At 62.2% G+C, this 17,580-nt stretch carries 20 protein-coding genes and 1 tRNA gene; 13 read left to right on the forward strand and 8 right to left on the reverse strand.

Annotated features, from left to right (window positions below):
- Positions 1 to 6: 6 nt before the first annotated feature.
- From AC58D2_RS12950 to queE, 3 genes are all read left to right on the forward strand, one after another.
- Positions 7 to 420, forward strand: a complete 414-nt coding sequence (locus AC58D2_RS12950; protein ID WP_497390937.1) for a DUF3617 domain-containing protein — start codon at positions 7 to 9, stop codon at positions 418 to 420.
- A 188-nt stretch (positions 421 to 608) separates the two neighbouring features.
- On the forward strand, positions 609 to 1,301 hold the full coding sequence (queC, locus tag AC58D2_RS12955; RefSeq protein ID WP_497390939.1) for a 7-cyano-7-deazaguanine synthase QueC: 693 nt from the start codon (positions 609 to 611) through the stop codon (positions 1,299 to 1,301).
- A gap of 4 nt (positions 1,302 to 1,305) precedes the next feature.
- Positions 1,306 to 1,938, forward strand: coding sequence for a 7-carboxy-7-deazaguanine synthase (gene queE / locus AC58D2_RS12960; protein ID WP_497390941.1), 633 nt, complete (start codon positions 1,306 to 1,308; stop codon positions 1,936 to 1,938).
- Between the two features lie 17 nt (positions 1,939 to 1,955).
- Here the strand turns inward: queE and AC58D2_RS12965 are convergent, their stop codons facing one another.
- Positions 1,956 to 2,291: a hypothetical protein gene (locus AC58D2_RS12965; RefSeq protein WP_497390943.1), complete on the reverse strand. Its 336-nt coding sequence runs from the start codon at positions 2,289 to 2,291 to the stop codon at positions 1,956 to 1,958.
- A gap of 9 nt (positions 2,292 to 2,300) precedes the next feature.
- On the reverse strand, positions 2,301 to 2,954 hold the full coding sequence (gene lipB, locus AC58D2_RS12970; RefSeq protein WP_497390945.1) for a lipoyl(octanoyl) transferase LipB: 654 nt from the start codon (positions 2,952 to 2,954) through the stop codon (positions 2,301 to 2,303).
- A 131-nt stretch (positions 2,955 to 3,085) separates the two neighbouring features.
- Between lipB and AC58D2_RS12975 the strand changes: the two genes are divergently transcribed.
- The gene (locus AC58D2_RS12975; RefSeq protein ID WP_497390947.1) at positions 3,086 to 3,832 is read left to right on the forward strand and encodes a hypothetical protein; all 747 of its coding nucleotides are present in this window, start codon (positions 3,086 to 3,088) and stop codon (positions 3,830 to 3,832) included.
- A gap of 27 nt (positions 3,833 to 3,859) precedes the next feature.
- Positions 3,860 to 4,711 carry a glycerophosphoryl diester phosphodiesterase membrane domain-containing protein gene (locus AC58D2_RS12980; protein WP_497390949.1) on the forward strand — a complete coding sequence of 284 codons (852 nt, stop codon included), beginning with the start codon at positions 3,860 to 3,862 and terminating at the stop codon, positions 4,709 to 4,711.
- A 35-nt stretch (positions 4,712 to 4,746) separates the two neighbouring features.
- Here the strand turns inward: AC58D2_RS12980 and hemF are convergent, their stop codons facing one another.
- Complete coding sequence (gene hemF / locus AC58D2_RS12985; protein ID WP_497390950.1) at positions 4,747 to 5,607, reverse strand: oxygen-dependent coproporphyrinogen oxidase; 861 nt, start codon at positions 5,605 to 5,607, stop codon at positions 4,747 to 4,749.
- On the reverse strand, positions 5,604 to 6,062 hold the full coding sequence (locus tag AC58D2_RS12990; protein WP_497390952.1) for a tRNA (cytidine(34)-2'-O)-methyltransferase: 459 nt from the start codon (positions 6,060 to 6,062) through the stop codon (positions 5,604 to 5,606). The genes hemF and AC58D2_RS12990 overlap by 4 nt, the downstream gene beginning before the upstream one ends.
- A 220-nt stretch (positions 6,063 to 6,282) precedes the next feature.
- On the opposite strand from AC58D2_RS12990, the gene petA reads away from it, so the two are divergent.
- Genes petA through AC58D2_RS13010 form a run of 4 tightly spaced genes read left to right on the forward strand, consistent with a single transcriptional unit; the run spans position 6,283 to position 9,558 of the window.
- Positions 6,283 to 6,840, forward strand: a complete 558-nt coding sequence (gene petA, locus AC58D2_RS12995; RefSeq protein WP_497390954.1) for a ubiquinol-cytochrome c reductase iron-sulfur subunit — start codon at positions 6,283 to 6,285, stop codon at positions 6,838 to 6,840.
- Between the two features lie 13 nt (positions 6,841 to 6,853).
- A complete protein-coding gene (locus AC58D2_RS13000) occupies positions 6,854 to 8,137 on the forward strand; it encodes a cytochrome b (protein ID WP_497390956.1) in 1,284 nt (427 codons plus the stop codon).
- A 31-nt stretch (positions 8,138 to 8,168) separates the two neighbouring features.
- A complete protein-coding gene (locus AC58D2_RS13005) occupies positions 8,169 to 8,978 on the forward strand; it encodes a cytochrome c1 (protein WP_497390958.1) in 810 nt (269 codons plus the stop codon).
- A 25-nt stretch (positions 8,979 to 9,003) separates the two neighbouring features.
- Positions 9,004 to 9,558, forward strand: a complete 555-nt coding sequence (locus tag AC58D2_RS13010; protein ID WP_497390960.1) for an adenine phosphoribosyltransferase — start codon at positions 9,004 to 9,006, stop codon at positions 9,556 to 9,558.
- Positions 9,559 to 9,809: 251 nt separating this feature from the next.
- Here the strand turns inward: AC58D2_RS13010 and AC58D2_RS13015 are convergent, their stop codons facing one another.
- The gene (locus AC58D2_RS13015; RefSeq protein ID WP_497390962.1) at positions 9,810 to 10,598 is read right to left on the reverse strand and encodes a DUF1134 domain-containing protein; all 789 of its coding nucleotides are present in this window, start codon (positions 10,596 to 10,598) and stop codon (positions 9,810 to 9,812) included.
- Between the two features lie 246 nt (positions 10,599 to 10,844).
- Between AC58D2_RS13015 and AC58D2_RS13020 the strand changes: the two genes are divergently transcribed.
- The 4 genes from AC58D2_RS13020 (at position 10,845) to AC58D2_RS13035 (ending at position 13,279) form a co-directional block, all read left to right on the forward strand.
- Positions 10,845 to 10,937: transfer RNA gene (locus AC58D2_RS13020), tRNA-Ser, on the forward strand.
- A gap of 266 nt (positions 10,938 to 11,203) precedes the next feature.
- Positions 11,204 to 11,545, forward strand: a complete 342-nt coding sequence (locus AC58D2_RS13025; RefSeq protein WP_497390964.1) for a hypothetical protein — start codon at positions 11,204 to 11,206, stop codon at positions 11,543 to 11,545.
- A gap of 200 nt (positions 11,546 to 11,745) precedes the next feature.
- On the forward strand, positions 11,746 to 12,330 hold the full coding sequence (locus tag AC58D2_RS13030; protein WP_497390966.1) for an RNA polymerase sigma factor: 585 nt from the start codon (positions 11,746 to 11,748) through the stop codon (positions 12,328 to 12,330).
- Positions 12,311 to 13,279, forward strand: a complete 969-nt coding sequence (locus AC58D2_RS13035; protein WP_497390968.1) for a FecR family protein — start codon at positions 12,311 to 12,313, stop codon at positions 13,277 to 13,279. The genes AC58D2_RS13030 and AC58D2_RS13035 overlap by 20 nt, the downstream gene beginning before the upstream one ends.
- A gap of 183 nt (positions 13,280 to 13,462) precedes the next feature.
- Here AC58D2_RS13035 and AC58D2_RS13040 read toward each other — a convergent pair whose 3' ends face one another.
- From AC58D2_RS13040 to AC58D2_RS13050, 3 genes are all read right to left on the reverse strand, one after another.
- Positions 13,463 to 14,473 (reverse strand): dipeptide epimerase, encoded by a 1,011-nt coding sequence (locus AC58D2_RS13040; RefSeq protein WP_497390970.1) that lies wholly within the window; start codon positions 14,471 to 14,473, stop codon positions 13,463 to 13,465.
- The gene (locus AC58D2_RS13045) at positions 14,470 to 16,209 is read right to left on the reverse strand and encodes a CocE/NonD family hydrolase (protein WP_497390972.1); all 1,740 of its coding nucleotides are present in this window, start codon (positions 16,207 to 16,209) and stop codon (positions 14,470 to 14,472) included. Before AC58D2_RS13045 ends, AC58D2_RS13040 begins: the two co-directional genes overlap by 4 nt.
- A 119-nt stretch (positions 16,210 to 16,328) precedes the next feature.
- Positions 16,329 to 17,549: an MFS transporter gene (locus AC58D2_RS13050; protein ID WP_497390974.1), complete on the reverse strand. Its 1,221-nt coding sequence runs from the start codon at positions 17,547 to 17,549 to the stop codon at positions 16,329 to 16,331.
- Between the last annotated feature and the right edge of the window lie 31 nt (positions 17,550 to 17,580).

Below are 17,580 nucleotides of genomic sequence, written 5' to 3' on the forward strand. Positions count from 1 at the left end.
GATAATATGGCGATCGTCTCTCCCAGATATCGAATCCTCCTGGCAGCGGGGGCGCTGATCGGCGTCGGAATCGCCGCCGCGCCCGCACAGGCGCCGTCGCTTGCGATGCTCGATCGCCTCGAAAAAGGGCGTTGGGATTTGACCGAACGCGGCGCGAACAAGCCGCTTCAGACGATGTGCCTTGGCGACGCGCGGCGAATGATCCAGATATTCCATCCGCGCGGCGGCTGCTCGCGCTATGTGATCGAAGATACGCCGACGTCGGTGACCGTGCACTATACCTGCCCCGGCGCCGGGCACGGCCGCACGACGATCCGGTCGGAAACCAACCGGCTGGTCCAGATCGATACCCAGGGGATCGCGGAAGGAAAGCCCTTCTCGCAAGCCATCGAGGCGCGTCGGGTCGGCACCTGCGGCTGAGCGCCCGGGGGTAACGCGAAATTAACCATCGCTCTCTATAGGGGGAAGCACGACGCACCGATGTGTGTCCTTCTCCCTAACGGCTTTCATGCCAAACTGGGCCGTGTGGCAGACGCCGTACGGCCCGTTTCTTGTGCGCCGCAGCGACGACCCTTGCGCGGCGTCACGGTCGGGCGTATCGGGCCCGCATGCAAAGCATGAACGGAAAGACGATGATCGTCCTCTTGTCGGGCGGGCTCGACTCGATGGTTTGCGCCGGCCTTGCGCGAGAGGCGGGCGCGCGCCTCGTTGCGTTGACGATTGATTACAACCAGCGGCACCGCGTCGAACTCGACTCCGCGGCGCGCATTGCCGATGCGGTCGGCGCCGCCGAGCATATCGTCCTCCCGCTCGATTTGCGCCGCTTCGGCGGCTCGGCGCTGACCGACGACATTGCGGTGCCCAAGGGCGGGGTCGGCGACGACGTCCCGGTCACCTATGTCCCGGCGCGCAACCTGATCTTCCTGTCGCTGACGCTCGGTCTGGCCGAGGCGCGGCGCGCGCAGGATATCGTCATCGGAGTGAATGCGCTCGACTATTCGGGCTATCCCGATTGCCGCCCCGAATTCATCGCCGGGTTCGAGGCGCTGGCCCGGCTCGCCACGCGCGACGGCGACAAGGGCGTGGATTTCAGGATCCACGCTCCGCTCCAGCATATGACCAAGGCCGACATAGCGGCCGAAGCGGCGCGGCTCGGGATGGACGCGGGCATGAGCTGGTCGTGTTACGATCCGACGCCAGAGGGGCTGCATTGCGGCGAATGCGACAGTTGCCGGTTGCGCCACAAGGGCTTCGTCGATGCGGGACTCGCCGACCCGACACGTTACGCCGTCGCGGTCTGATCCGATGACCTACGCGGTCAAGGAGATATTCCTTACCTTGCAGGGTGAAGGCGTGCAGGCAGGACGCCGGGCGGTTTTCTGCCGTTTTTCCGGCTGCAACTTATGGTCCGGGCGCGAACAGGATCGCGCGAAGGCCGTCTGCAAATTTTGCGACACCGATTTCGTCGGCACCGACGGGACGCTTGGCGGGAAATATGTCGACGCTGCCGCGCTGGTGCGGGTCGTCGCGGCAAGCTGGGGAGAAGGCGAGGGCGACCGCTTCGTCGTCCTGACCGGCGGCGAGCCGATGCTCCAAGTCGACGATGCGCTGATCGATGCACTGCACGGGGCCGGGTTTACGATAGCGATCGAAACGAACGGCACCCATGCGGTGCCGCGCAGCATCGACTGGATATGCGTCAGCCCCAAGGCGGGAAGCGATCTCGTTCAGGCGAGCGGCGACGAGCTGAAGCTTGTCTGGCCGCAATCCGGAAGCGATCTCGATCGGCTTGTTTCACTCGATTTCGCGCACCGGCTGATCCAGCCGCTCGACGACGCAAACGCCGCCGATAATGTTCGCGCCTGTATCGATCTGGTGCTGGGCGATCCGCGCTGGCGGCTGTCCGTACAGACGCACAAGGCCCTCGGTCTGCGCTAGGGTCAGGACCCTAAGCGTCAGTCGACTTCGGCCGGCTTGTCGGCCGCGGGAATCGATTTCTTCGCGGCGGGCGCCGGGACTGCGTCGGGGTCGTCGCTACCCTCGTCGGCCGGTGCGTCCTCGCTGTCCTCTTGCGGCTTCTTCTCGTCCTTCTTGGACTCGTCGTTCGGCACGCTGTTGTCGACGGCAGTGCCGTCGACGTTCGAATCGTCGAGCGTGATCATCGAATCGCTGATCGTTCCCGGCTCGACTTCGACCGCATCGAGTTTTGTCGTGGTCTTGCCGGTCGAATCGCCTCCGCCGCAAGCGGTGAGCGAAAGGAGCAGGGCGGACGTCAGGAAGAGGCGCGTCATGGGCGTGTCCTAGTCGTTCGACGAAAGCTTGTCGAGAAAGGCGGGAAGGCTGGCTTCCAGCGCCGCGTCGACCGCGGCAAAGTCGGCATCGATGCCGAGCGCGGCAAGGCTCGTCACAGGAAATTCGGCGATGCCGCACGGAACGATACCACCGAAATGCGACAGGTCGGGCGCGACGTTGAGCGAAAAGCCGTGCAGCGTGACCCAGCGCCGTACCCGAACCCCGATCGCCCCGATCTTGGCTTCGCGGCCTTGCGGGTCGTCGGTCCAGATGCCGATGCGCCCGTCGGCGCGCCGTGCCGCAACGTCGAACGCCGCGAGCGCGTCGATCACCCAGCCTTCGAGCGCGTGGACATAGGCGCGAACGTCGCGCCCGCGCTGCGCCAGGTCGAGCTGGACATAGCCGACGCGCTGGCCCGGACCGTGATAGGTATAGCGACCGCCGCGTCCGGCATCGTAGACCGGGAAGCGCGGGTCGAGCAGTTCGGCCGGATCGGCGCTCGTCCCGGCGGTATAGAGCGGCGGATGTTCGAGCAGCCAGATGCGCTCGCCCGCCTCGCCGGCGCGAATCGCCGCGGCTCGCGCCTCCATGTCGGCGAGCGCCTCGGCATAGTCTGTGCGGCCCGGCGCGACGGTCCATTCGGGCGGGGGGAGGCGGGTCATCGGGCGCATCTGCACCGCGACGGTGGCCGGCGCAAGAGGAAGGCTGGAAAACGCGCAATTCATGGACCCCGACCCTAGACAGCGGCAGCGAAGATCGCCACTCTGTCGCGGCAATGACGGACGGAGATGGAATGCGAAAATTCGACATGGCCGCGGCGTGGGACGACAGCCGGCAACTCATGCGTTCCTACACGGCGCTTACGGTCACGATAGCCGCGGTATTCCTGTTCCTTCCCGCCTTGGCCTTTGCCTGGTTCGGTCCGACGCCGGCCGCACCGTCCGACGGCGCCGGGGCGGCCGAATTGCTCACGACCTTTCAGCAGAACATGATGCAGAGCATAGGGCCCAGGCTGGCGGTGGCGCTCGCCGGGCTGGTGGGGCATGCGGCCATCCTGCGACTCTGGCTGTCCCGCGGTGGAATCAGCGTCGGCGAATCGCTGAGCTTCGCGGCGACGATGCTGCCGACGATGGTGGCGATCGAGCTGTTGACCGGGCTGGCGGCTGCCGTCGGCTTTCTGCTGTTCATCCTTCCCGCCTTCTATGTGATCGGCCGGCTCGCGCTGTCCGTTCCGATGGCGATCGACCGTGGGCTGCACAACCCCCTTGCGGCGCTACGCGCGAGCGTTGCGCTGACCGAGCAGAACGGGTGGGCGATTTTCTTTTTCCTCCTCCTGATCACGCTGGTTATCGGTATCGTCAGCATGATCGCGGGGGTGGTGTCGATGACGCTGTTCGGGGCGAATGCCGGGCTTGGCAAGCTGGTGACGGGTGTCGTCCAGGCCGGCTTTATCGCCGGCGGCGGCTTCGTGTCGCTCGCCGCCAGCGCGGCAATCTATCGCCAGCTTGCGGGCGAGCAGGCGAGCAGCATATTCGGCTGAACGAGATGATGGCAGGGGAGAATAGCGATGAACCGAATTAGCATCAGCCAGGCCTGGTCCTATACGACCAGCTTCTTCAACGGACAGGGAGTCAATCACGCGATCGCGCTGGTCGGCGTCGGCATCGTCGTGCCGCTGATCCTTCAATTCCTTCTGGGCGGCGGGGCGACGATGCTGGACCCGGCGACGATGGCGGAAAGTGGCGCCGGAATGATGGCCGCAATGGGGGCGACGGGCGTGCTGCTCAGCCTCGTCAACTATGTGCTCCAGACGGGCAGCTATTTCGCATCGTGGCGCATCGGCCTGACCAACGGCGGCGAACCGGTGGGGTCCGCGATCGGCTATGGCCTGATCGCCGCATTTCCGGTCCTCCTGCTGGCGATCGCCATTGTTTTCGTGCTCGGCATCCTTGGCTTCCTGCTGTTCGGCAGCGCGCTGATGACGATGGCAACGGGCGGTGAGCCGAGCGGCGCGGCGTTGATGGGACTCGGCGCGACGATCTTTCTGGTGCTGCCGCTGTTCCTTTTGTTCATGGCCTGGCTGGCGGCGCGGTTCTGTTGCACCGGACCCTATATGGCCGACCAGCGCAGCTTCAACGTCCTCGCGGGCCTCGGCGCTTCGTGGCGGATGACCGCCGCGTCGCAATGGAAAATCTTTGGCTATTTCATCCTGCTCGGCATCGCGCTGATCGTGATCTTCATGATCCTGGGCATGGTGGTCGGCGTGACCGCGATGGCCGGCGGTGCACCGGGTTCGATGCTCGGTCTGATCGTCGGCGCGATCGTCCTGAGCGTTCCGATGGCCTATCTGCAGGTCGGGGTTCCGGCGGGGCTTTACCGTGCGCTCGGCGGAACCAGCACGAGCGAGGTGTTCGCCTGACGACGAGAGGAGGGGAGGGGCGTTGGTTCCGCCCCTCAGCTCCATTTGGCGAGTGGCGGCAGGCTCATCAGGATCGCGTCGATGTTGCCGCCGGTCTTCAGGCCGAACAGCGTGCCGCGGTCGTAGACGAGGTTGAACTCGGCATAGCGGCCGCGCCACACAAGTTGCGCGTCACGATCCTGGTCGGTGAAAGCCAGGTTCATGCGGCGGCGCACGATTTGCGGGAAGATGTCGAGGAATGCCTCGCCAACCCCGCGGGTAAACTCGAAATTGCGATCGAATTCGGCATCGTCGCCGCATTCGAGATGGTCATAGAAAATTCCGCCGACGCCGCGATGCACCCCGCGATGCGGAATATAGAAATAATCGTCGGCCCATTTGGCGTAACGTTCATAGACATCGGGACCAAAGGGCGCGCAGGCCGCGCGCAGCCGTGCGTGAAAGGCATCGGTATCTTCGTCGTAGGGGATCGGCGGGTTCAGGTCGGCGCCGCCTCCGAACCAGCGTTTCTGGGTGACGAGGAAGCGCGTGTTCATATGAACCGCGGGAACGTGCGGGTTCGCCATGTGCGCAACCAGGCTGATTCCGGTTGCGAAGAAGCTGGGATCGTCGCCCGCGCCGTGGATCGATTGCGCGAAATCGGGCGCGAAATGGCCTCCGACTGTCGAGACATTCACCCCGACCTTTTCGAACACCTTCCCGGTCATCACCCCGCGCACCCCGCCGCCGCCATCGCCCGGGGCGACGCCTTCGGCCTCGCGGTCCCACGGCGTATAGGCAAAGCGGGCGTCGCTGCCGGCTTCAGCCTCGATCGCCTCGAACTCGGCGCAGATCCGGTCGCGCAGCGATTCGAACCAGTCGCGCGCGGCCTGTTGCTGGGAATCGAGCGAAATCATGACGCAAAACCTTTCGTTTGCCGAAGCGCCTCGGCAAGCGCGATGCCAGCGGCGACCGCGACATTCAAGGAGCGAAAGCCCGGACGCATCGGAATCGCGACCCGGGCGTCCGCCGCGGCGTGAACGTGCGGCGGGACGCCAGAGGATTCGGCGCCGAACAGCAGCAGATCGTCGGGGGCGAAGGAAAAGGCGGGCAGGGGCGTGGCCCCCGCGGTGGTGAACAGCACCAGACGCTTGCCCGCCGCGGCGTTCCACGTGCGAAAGGCATCCCAGTCGGCGTGGCGGCGCACATTGGCGCGAACGGCATAGTCCATGCCGGCGCGCTTCAGCGCCTGATCCGAATAGGGAAAGCCGCACGGCTCGACGATGTGCGCCGCCGCGCCGAGGCAGGCGGCGGTTCGCAGCGTCGTGCCGACGTTGCCCGCGATATCGGGTTGGAAAAGTGCGACGTCCATCGCGACCCCATAGGATGGGCGCGCGCGCAAATCGAGAGCCGCCCGCGACAGGCAGGCTCCGGCGACGCAAGCGGAAATTGTCTGTTGGCAAGCCCAGTATGTGCGGCTATCAGGCCCGCAATTCCCGGAGGGGCCGCCGGGACGAGTGCATCTTTTTGCACGCAACGGGGTGGTCCTTTCCGGCGGAATTTTGTCAGTTCACCCATGCAAGGGCAGTCGAATGGCCAGTGAAACCAATCTCAACGCCGGCATCGAAGAGGGCGTCCGGCGCCGGGATTTCATCAATATCGCCGCCGTCAGCTTCGCCGGTGTCGGCGCCGCCGCGGTGGTCCTCCCGCTGGTCAACCAGATGAACCCCTCGGCCGACGTGCTCGCACTGTCGTCGACCGAAATCGATATTTCGGGAATCGAGGCCGGACAGGCGATCAAGACGAGTTGGCGCAAACAGCCCGTGTTCGTTCGTAATCTCGTCCCCGCCGAGATCGACGCCGCGAACAAGGTGCCGCTGAGCGACCTCCGCGATCCCCAGACGCTTGCCGAGCGCACGAAGCCGGGCAAGGAGAACTGGCTGATCACCCTTGGCGTCTGCACCCATCTGGGCTGCGTGCCGCTCGGTGCCGCCGAAGGCGAGCCGCGCGGCGATTTCGGCGGCTATTTCTGTCCGTGCCACGGGTCGCACTACGATACCGCGGCGCGCATCCGCAAAGGCCCGGCGCCGAAGAACCTCTTCGTGCCGCCCTATGAATTCACCAGCGACACCGCTGTAACGATCGGCTGAGGAGCGAGATAAGATGAGCTTTCCCTGGGCCAAGCAATATGAACCGCAGCAGCCGCTGATGAAGTGGCTCGACGAGAAGCTGCCGCTGCCGCGTCTCGTCTACAACGCTGTGGGCGCAGGCTATCCGGTGCCGCGCAACCTCAACTATTTCTGGAACTTCGGCGTCCTGGCCGGGGCCGCGCTCGCGATCCAGATCATCACCGGCATCGTGCTGGCGATGCACTATGCCGCGAATGCGGGTGTCGCCTTCAACTCGGTCGAGCATATCATGCGCGACGTGAACGCCGGCTGGTTCATCCGCTACGCGCACATGAACGGCGCGAGCATGTTCTTCATCGTCGTCTATCTCCACATTTTCCGCGGCCTCTACTACGGTTCGTACAAGGCGCCGCGCGAAATGGTGTGGTTGCTCGGTGTCGTGATCTTCCTGCTGATGATGGCGACCGCCTTCATGGGCTACGTTCTTCCCTGGGGTCAGATGAGCTTCTGGGGCGCGCAGGTGATCACCGGCTTCTTCTCGGCGATCCCGATCGTCGGCGAGCCGATCCGCCAGTGGCTGCTCGGTGGCTTCGCGCCGGACAATGCCGCGCTCAACCGCTTCTTCTCGCTGCACTATCTGCTGCCGTTCGTGATCGCCGGCGTCGTGATCCTGCACATCTGGGCGCTGCATATCCCGGGGTCGAACAACCCGACCGGGATCGAGGTGAAGGACGAACAGGACACCGTCCCGTTCCACCCCTATTACACCGTGAAGGACGGCTTCGGGCTCGGCGTCTTCCTGCTCGTGTTCGTGCTGCTGGCCTTCTTCAGCCCGAACCTGCTCGGCCACGCCGACAACTATATCCCGGCGAACCCGCTTTCGACGCCGGCGCATATCGTTCCCGAATGGTATTTCTGGCCCTTCTACGCGATCCTGCGCGCCTTCACCTTCAACTTCCTGTGGATCGACGCAAAGCTGTGGGGCGTCATCGCGATGTTCGCCTCGATCGCGCTGCTGTTCTTCCTGCCGTGGCTCGACAGCTCGCCGATCAAATCGTCGACCTATCGTCCGCTGTACAAGAAGTTCTTCTGGGTGCTCGTGGTCGACGTGTTCATCCTCGGATATTGCGGCAAGAGCCCGGCCGAGCAGCCTTATGTCATCATGAGCCAGCTCGCGGCGGCGTACTACTTCGCCCATTTCCTGATCATTCTGCCGATCGTCTCGCGGATCGAACGTCCGGCCCCGATGCCGAATTCGATCACCGAAGCGGTCCTCGCAAAGCATGCCGACGAACCGTCGGCTGCGGCAACGGCCTGAGCGCCGGACTTTAATAGGAGCTGAAACAGCCATGGTTCGTCCGCTCGGTTTCCTCGTCGGCCTCGGTTTCATCGCGGCGCTGGTGTGCGCAATCCTCACCACGCCGCTGTCGAATGAGCCCAGCGCCGCGCATGAGTTCCACAAAGAACCGCGCCACCTCGCTCTCGCGAGCGACGGCCCGTTCCCACGCTGGGATCTGCAGAAGATCCAGCGCGGGATGCAGGTGTACAAGGAAGTTTGCTCGGCCTGTCACAGCCTGAACCATGTCGCCTTCCGCGATATCGGCGAGCTTGGCTATACCGAAGGCCAGGTAAAGACCTTTGCCAAGGGGTTCCAGGTCCCGTCGATCAACCCCGACACGGGTGAACCGGCGACGCGCGACGGCCTGCCGTCGGATTATTTCCCGGCCCCCTATGCCAACGAAGTCGCGGCGCGCGCTGCGAACAACAACGCGCTGCCGCCCGACCTGTCGCTGATCACCAAGGCCCGCGAAGGCGGCAAGGACTATGTCTATTCCTTGCTGACCGGTTTCCAGAACCCGCCGGCGAACCTGCCGGACTCGCTGAAGCCGGCGCCGGGCCTGCACTACAATCCCTATTTCGCGAACCTCAACCTCGCGATGGCGCCGCCGCTCAGCGACGGGCAGGTGACGTTCGCCGACGGTTCGCCGAACGACGTCAAGAGCATGGCGAGCGATGTCGCGGCTTTCCTGGTATGGACCGCCGAACCCAAGCTGGTGAAGCGCGTGCAGGTGGGATGGGCCGCGGCGCTCTTCCTGATCATCTTCTGCGTCCTCGCCTATCTGTCGTACCGCAATATCTGGGCCGACAAGAAGCATTGACGCGGGATAAGGGGCGGCCGGGCCGATGATCGCGCTGCCGCCCCGTCCCGACCTCGACCTCGCGGCGCTCGTTCGCACGATCCCGGATTTTCCGAAACCGGGCATCCAGTTTCGCGACATCACGACGCTGATCGGCGATGCTGCCGGTTTCTCCGAAAGTGTGCGCCGCCTGTGCGACCGCGCTGCTGCCTATCGCCCCGACCTGATCGTGGCGGTGGAGGCTCGCGGCTTCCTGTTCGGCGCGGCGATGGCGACGGCGATGGGCCTTGGCCTCGTCCCGGTGCGCAAGGCCGGAAAACTTCCGGGCGTGACGATCGGGGTCGATTACGAACTCGAATATGGCGTTGACCGGCTTGAATTGCACGAAGGTGCGGTGGTCGCCGGCCATCGGGTCATCCTGATCGACGATCTGTTGGCGACCGGCGGCACGATTCTCGCCACGGCGCAACTGATGCGCAATGTCGGGGCCGAAGTCGCCGCGGCGATGTTCGTGATCGACCTTCCCGATCTGGGCGGCTCGGCGCGCCTGCGCGACGCGGGACTTTCGTGCGAGACGCTGATCGCGTTCGATGGTGATTAGCGGCTGAGATGTCCGTTTTGGGGTGGGGAGCGGACTGTCCCCTATCCGTCATCCCGGACTTGATCCGGGATCCATTCACGCGACGCTGCGCCTAATAGACCCCGGATCGAGTCCGGGGTGACGATATTCTATGTGTCCGCCTCCGGTCGAAAGCTGACGGCCTCACCACGAAGCAGTTGCCGTCCGCTCAAGACGTGAAAAAAGCCCGCGCCGAGGCGCGGGCTCTCGCCCCCTTGGCAAGCACGCCGGGATCAGAAGGGCAGCCAGCTCTGCTTCTTGCGGAACTTCATATAGCCGACGTTCGCGCCAAGCCGCGCGCCGACGCCGACGCGAATCGGGATCAGCACGATATCGCCGCGTCGCAGGTAACTCGCGTTGAAGCCGCCGATCAGATAGGCGGCGCCTTCGCCAGCGGGAAACCGTTTGTAGAGATCCTCGGTGTCGAAGAGATTATAGACGAGGATGAAGGTATTCCCGGCGTTGGCTCCCGCGTCGAAGCCGATCGACGGCCCCGTCCAATAGGCGGGCATTTCGCCCTCGATCTTGTGATAGAGGGTGCCCGACCCATAGCGGACGCCGATGCCGAGCGCGCCGCTCGCTTCGCGGCCGACGATATAGGCGTTGGGCTCGCCCTGCTTCTTCAATATGTCCTCGATCATGCCCGCGAGGCCCTGCGCGCCTTTGCCGAAGACGCCTTCGGCCGCGCCGATCAGATCGTCTTCCTTGTACGTCGTGCCGGGGTCGGCCGTGGTCGCCGCGGCCTGGGCGTCGGTTGCCGGCGCGGTGGCGGTTGTGTCATCCGGCACTCCCGTGACCTGTTCATTGCCGGTGGCAAGGTCGCTGTCGATCGAGGCATCGCCGCTATCGCCGGAGGGATAGGTCGGGGCCGGAGGAGGCGGCGGTTCGGGATTGTCGAGATCCGAATCGATCGCCGTGTTGGGATCGACTTCGGTCATCTGCGCGGCCGCCGGCAGCGGCGACAGGGCCAGGCCCAGCGTCGCGACCGCCATGACGGCGAATTTGGTTAGGACAGGACGCATTCATTCCCCCAATATCTCGCTGGCGACCCAAATTGTGCCGCGACCCGCGTTAATCATGACTCGCTTTGGCTCGCGGGCAATGAACCGGCGATGACCCGAGTCGATTTCGCGCCGGACCGAATCCTTTTTGCTGCGAACCGTGCGGCATGACAGAAAAAAAGACCAATATTCGACGTTGCGGCGCGCCGCCGCGCTGGCTATAGCGCCCGCTCAGGCCAACACCGTCGCCTGTGCGGCGGGCCATGCGGAGACGTGGGTGAGTGGCTGAAACCAACGGTTTGCTAAACCGTCGTACTGGTAAATCCGGTACCGAGGGTTCGAATCCCTCCGTCTCCGCCATTTCTCGTTGTTTTTATTGGGTTTTTTAGAGTCCCTGCGGGAGCAACCCAAACAGCAACCCAAATTAATGTGCGGGCTAACCCGGCCTTTTGCGGCCGTATGCGAACATATGGGCACCGGCGGGTTGGTAGCCAAACTGAATCGGGCCGAACGCCAATCGCGACGAGGTGGCGAACGAGGTCGCTCCGAGCACGACAAAAAGATTGACCACCCGTCCAGCATTTCCTTCTTTTGGCAGCGAATCGTCGGGCAGGGGAACTAGGCGGATGACATATAGCGCCGTGCTGGAAATCGTCGCCAACTGGGCGGCAATATTGACCGCGGCTGTCGCGACGCTCGCATATCTCCGCTTCATAGGCGCGCAGTGGAAGCGGCGGTGGGCAGTCGAACGCTACCTTCGTGAGGAAAAGCTGAGGGACCAAGATGAGGGCCGCCGAACTGCCATCCATTTGATGGCCAACCTCGCGATGACCGAATCGGAGGTTCTCCACGCCTGTTTTCAGAGCACCAAGATCAAGGCGTATCCTGGAGTCGATGATCAAGGTCGTGCGGTCCGAATTTACTTCGAATATAACGGGGCTGACATCGCAACGCCGCGCCGATTTTGAGCTCTGCGGGGTCGTTTAACCCGCCTAGATCGCAGCGGGCGCGCATTTGTTGATCGACCAACATTCATCCGAAGATTGGGCACGCTTCGTCGGCGCTCTGCGGTCTATCGCTATTTTTTACAGGCGAGATCGTCGGAAGACGCGCATCGGCGCATCTAGTGGGTTATGAGATAGGAGCACACTTAGCCGAAGGAGGCGATTTGGCGCAGGCCCGCAGCGAGACCATCGCGTGGGTGGGGAGTAACATCATTCCCCACGAGGCCCATCTGCGCACCTGGCTCCGGGGCATGTCACTTAACGAGGATGAGATAAACGAGGTGGTGCAGGATAGTTACGTTCTGCTCTCGCGGCTCGACAGCGTCGCGCACATTCGCAACGGTCGGAACTATCTATTCCAGACCGCGAAATCAGTTGTACTCATGAGGTTGCGCAAAGAAAAGGTAGTGCCAATCGACCGCTTGGTCGAGGTTGAAACCCTCCAAATTGCCGATCAGTCGCCCGGCCCCGAACAGCGAACCAGCGCACGCCAAGAACTTGAGCGTGTGCGTCGGCTGATTGGCGCATTGCCCGAGCGATGCCGCGAGATCTTTCAGCTCAGGCGCATCGAGGGCGTCTCGCAGCGCGAGATCGCCGAGCGCCTGGGCACATCGGTCGAAATCGTGGAACAGCAGGCCACGCGTGGCCTCAAGCTTATTATGAAGGCCATTGCGCGCGAGGATGCTGCTGGCGAAGCGTCGCTCGCGACTCTTGAAGGGGAGATTGGCCATGACGCCCGAAACGGATGACGACGGCGCTGCGCGCTGGGCCATCCGGCTCGACGCGCACGAATTGACGGCCGAGGGGCAGGCCGAGTTGGATGCTTGGCTCGCGGAAAGCGAGCGACGTGCGGGTGCGTTGCTGCGCGCGCAGGCAGCGCTTTCCTATCTCGATCGTGGGCGGGCGCTTGGCGCAAACCGGCTCGACGAGGAATCCGAGATTAAGGGCGGACAGAAGCGCTGGCGGCTTGAACGACGCAGCGTTTTGGGAACGCTTGTGGGCGGCGGACTTGCTGCCGCGCTCGCCGGCTTTCTCCTCATGCCGCCGAGGGCGCAGGAAATCGACACCGATATCGGCGAAGTCCGCAAGGTCGCGCTCACCGATGGATCGAATGCGACTGTCAACACCGATAGCCGGATCGAAGTCGTCATGGAGCCGGAGCACCGCACTGTTCGGCTCAAAACCGGCGAGGCTTGGTTCAAGGTGGCACATGACAAGGCGCGACCGTTCGTGGTCGAGGCGGGTGATATCCGCGTGCGCGCGGTTGGCACCGCTTTCTCCGTCCGCCGTCGCGGGTCGGGTGCCGATGTGCTGGTCACGGAGGGCTCCGTCGAAACCTGGGTGGTCGGGCGTGAAAGCTTGAAGCAGCAGATCACAGCTGGCTCGCGGGGATTTGTGTCCGATGAAGCGCCAGCAATTGAGGTCTCGGCCGCGCCGATTGAAGTCGAACGGGCCCTGTCCTGGCGCTCCGGTGAACTCGCGCTCGATGGTGAAACGCTCGGTTATGCGGTCCAGGAGATCAATCGATACAACAAACGTAAGATCGTTATTGAGGATCCGGAGATCGCACACGTGCAGCTTGTAGGCTTTTTTCGGATGAGCGAACCGGAGAAGTTTGGTCGTGCGGTCGCAAGCATGGCAGATGCGAAAGTGATAAGCGACGGCGATAAGATACGGCTAGTCCGGGCAACTGACTGACTAGCCGGCGAATAGGCACCCTAAAGCTTGCCGGTTACCTCCGGTAAGTGTCCCACTGAACCGTTCCCCAACTGCTTTCCACCTTTGCACAGCGGCGCTTTGACCAATTGTTGCAGTCAATGGGAGAGAAGACGAAATATCGTCGCTCCATGATACAAGCGGCAACTAGGCTAATTTTGATAATTAGCCCCAAAGCGCGGCTGAGAATGGCTGCATCACGGCCCCCTCGTACTCGATACCGTCCTCGACATCCTCCGACAGCAAAAGCGGGCTATCCAAGTCGACATGGTCGCAAACCTGCCCAAGAACAAACGCCGGCGCCATCGACAACGAACTTCCGCCCATGCAACCCGCCATCGTCTTTAGACCTGCACTCCGCGCCGCTGTCGCTAGGCGGAGTGCTTCGGTAAGCCCACCTGTCTTATCCAATTTGATACAAACTGCCTGATAGCGCCCAATGATCTGATGGAGATCCTCAATGGTCTGACAGGACTCATCTGCACAGAGAGGAATGGGCGAGATGTATTCGGCCAAGAACGCGTCGCCCCCGCGGGGTAGCGGCTGCTCAATTAGCGAAACTCCTAAGCCAACCAGTTGCGGCATGGCGTCCACAAGCTGGGCAGACGTCCAGGCTTGGTTGGCATCGACGAAAAAAAGTGCGTCTGGTCGTGAGTCGCGAATTCGGCTCAATCGCGCGATATCGCCATCGCCGTCCAGCTTGATTTTCAGGATGGGATAGTCTGCTGCCTCCCGCGCGCGACTGGCCATGTCTTCAGGACTGCCCAGCCCGAGCGTGTAGCTCGTTTGCAGGGGCCGTGGCACGGTTGTCACACCGGCCAGTTCCCACGCCCGCCGGTTCGTCCGCTTCGCTTCCAAATCCCATAATGCGCAGTCAACCGCGCTTCGCGCGCCGCCTGGCGGCAGTAGGGTGTCTATGTCAGCGCGGCTTGGTAACGACGTTAGGCCACCGAGGAAGCTCTCCAGTTGCGAAATAAGCGTCGTAACCGTTTCTCCGAGATATGAGACACCCGATGTCTCTCCGCGGCCTTTCAGTCCACCGTCCTCAATCGTCAATTCCACCACTGACGATGCCTCGCGGGTCATGTAGGAGATCGAAAAGGGGCGGACGAAACGCCAGTCACGCTGTGAAACTCGATAATGCATCGCTAGCTGCTCCGAGATACTGTGAATCACGCCGCGGATGCGGCAGGTAAGATGGGAAGGTGGAGTACGCTGCAGCAGTCTCGGCCATGATGCAGCCGAACCTCGACAGTTCGTGCGTCATTAATCGTCTCGGACGAAACTCGTTTGCCGCTGTTGTGATTCTTCTCCCAGAAGATTGAATTCACGGGTCCGAATACCAAGCGAAGCCGGTGTCCCTTGGCGACTTTGCGCGCAGTGAAAAAGAGACTTCGCATTTCATAACGGTAAGTCTGAAGCGGCTCGGTCATGACAGGCGTGGAGAGACTGTCTCGAAATCGGGCTCGGAATACGTCGCTGCAGATTAGTGTCGCTGCTCCATCGATATCGATCTCATGAAGGGAAAAATGGAAGTCGGTATCGGGCTGATCGATCGAGATATAAGCTGTAAGAGCGGCATGCCCGCGCATTTCGACGTCGTGCTTAAACGGGGCCGTATGGAAATACAGCTGCTTGCCATGCTTGACGTGATGCATACGCTGTTCGGCTCGCGAGTTTGGGTCGACACTGAGCTCCCACTCGGCATGGGAGACATCACGCGGATCGTAGCGATAGTGGGAGAACGGCAGTGACGATCGATCATCGTCCACTGGCTCGAGATACCCGGAGTGAAATACGTCGCAAGGGTTACTCGGGGCACCCAGTCGGTAGTCAGTTGACGTGCAAAGCACCGCATCCAGCGAGTTTGCCCCGCGCCACTCATCCGCACCAAACACGTAATATTGGATTCTTTGATCAAGAAAGGATGGGCGGCTACCCCCTCGCATCACCCAATCATACCATTCAAGGTTCAATTTACGCAGGTCGAGCAAGGATGCGGCACCGGCGGAGATGCCCGAAAATTGAGCTTGCGGGTATCGGGTGCCGGCGTGATCCCAAGGCCCGATCAGCAAATGATGTGGCGCCGAGCTCATGCCTTGTCGGGCGCTCTGGTGAGCCTGGTAATGCGCAAGCGTTCCTGGCAGGTCGCCGTCGCATTGGCCCGTAATGCTTAAAATGGGGAGATCGATCTTGTCATACTCTGCCGGAGACGGGTTGTAGCCAGTCCAAAAGCTATCCAGCCGGTCATGCTCGAGCCAGCGGCGGAAGGTGGCGTCCTCGACGCCAATGATTTGCAGCAAATCGGAGAACGGCCTTCCGGATTCAAACCATTCGCAAAACCGAGCATTCCAATAGCCCTCCTGGTCCCAAAACAACTGGTTCTGAACCGTACGTCCGTCCACGAACGCAAGATACTGGCCGATATAGGACATCGCGATATTGCCCCTGATCGGAAAGTCTATTCCGATCCAGGGTGAGGCGACGGGGATGATCGTTTCGAGGTTGGAAGGCAGTTGGGCCGCGGTCACCCATTGGCAAAATCCTGAATATGAGCCGCCCCACATCCCGACCTTACCGTTGCAAAAGCTTTGCCGACCGACCCATTCGATGATGTCATGGCCGTCCAGCCCTTCTCCGACGTTGGGGGAAAAGGTGCCTTCGGAGTTACCTCTCCCCCGAACGTCCACCACGACAACGGCGTAACCCTTGCTGGCAAAATAAGTCCCTTCCTGATGAGATGTCTGCGCCGTGTACGGTGTCATGGTCACAATCGCAGGAACAGCGCCGCCCATCCTCGATGGCAGGTAGATCGATGCGCTAAGGTCAATACCATCGCGCATCGGGATGCGCTGGCGCATTTGCAGCCGAGTATCGATTGCCGCGCGTGTGTCAGCCATGTCGGGCTTCATGATGGCATTCTCCTGTCTCAGCGCGTCGTCGAAGAGAGAACTGGATGGGATCGAGTGAGCTTTGGCGTGCTAGCGACCATGTTCGCCGAGCTCTCGAGGTGGTATCGAGCAAGGGGGAGTCACTGATGTGATCCAAAACTGCGGCGCCGACCGCCAAACGCAAAGGTTGTTGCTGCACAGATTCCAGTGAGGAAGCAGACCGCCGACAGCACCGGGCCGAGGGGGGCAGACTCGCTAAAGAGGCTGACACAGAATGGGGCGAGCGCAGTTCCAAACAGAACGCAGGCTCCTGCCAATAGCCCTAGTCCGCGACCTCTGAGTTCTGGTGCAATGAGGATAGTAAAGAGGGTGGTCGCCATGACAATTACGATGGCAATGAGTGCCATGTAGATGACGAACCCGATGGAAGCGGCAAGCCAGTTTGGTGCGATGGCGAACAGACCCGCGATCGAACTTGCCACGCAGAAGCCTGCTATTGTCCGGCTTGCGCCGCGAACGCCTCCTTTCTGGTATGCCCAATCGGCGATGAAGCCCGCAGCAAATGTTCCTGCGAGGCCGCCGACCATCAACGCGGTCGCCACTGCACTACCGGCTATGTCCGCCCCTAGCCCATAAGTCCTCATGAAGCTGGGAGCGGCCCACACCAACGAAGCTCCCACGCTCAATTCGACGATCATCAAGCCGAGAAACGGAACGACAAGACTTCGCCACGCGCGGCCCAGGCCTGAGAAAGAGCCTGCCGACTTGCCAGCCTCTGAAGATTTGGCCGGCTCAGAGATCCAGAACACAGAAATGGCCGCGGCGACCATCGGGACGGACAGTGCCCACAATGGGACCTGCCAGTCGGCCGCATTTTGCGCCACGTGCTCTAATATCAGCCCACCGGCCAGAAACGCGATCGCCATTCCTGTGAACTGACTGATCGAGACGCTCATGAGCGCTCGACCCCTCAATCTTTCCGCGAATAGATCCGAAATCAGGGAGATGGCGACCGGCCCCATGGCGAACGAGGCCAAGCCCACGATAGCGCGCGAAAGAAGCAAGCTCTCGAACCCTGTCGCCACCGTGGACAGAAGCGTGCCGATCAGCGTTGCTGACATCAAAAGCGCCAGAAGAAGACGGCGCGACATGCTGTCGATCGTAGCGCCTAGGGGCGCGGAAACGATGATGAGCGGCACTGCGAGCGCGGGGCCCTGCAGAATGGAAATTTGATTGTCGGTCAACTCCCAAGCGACTGCCATCGCTTCCTGCAACGGCCCGAGCGCTGTTCGAGCAAGGGAGCCGGCGCAAACGATTAATCCCACGACGGCAAGCGTGAGCCATGAGGATCGATCAGACATGAAAAGCTGGCCTTAGGCTGGATGACAGGAA

Source organism: Sphingopyxis sp. CR5 (assembly GCF_059693785.1).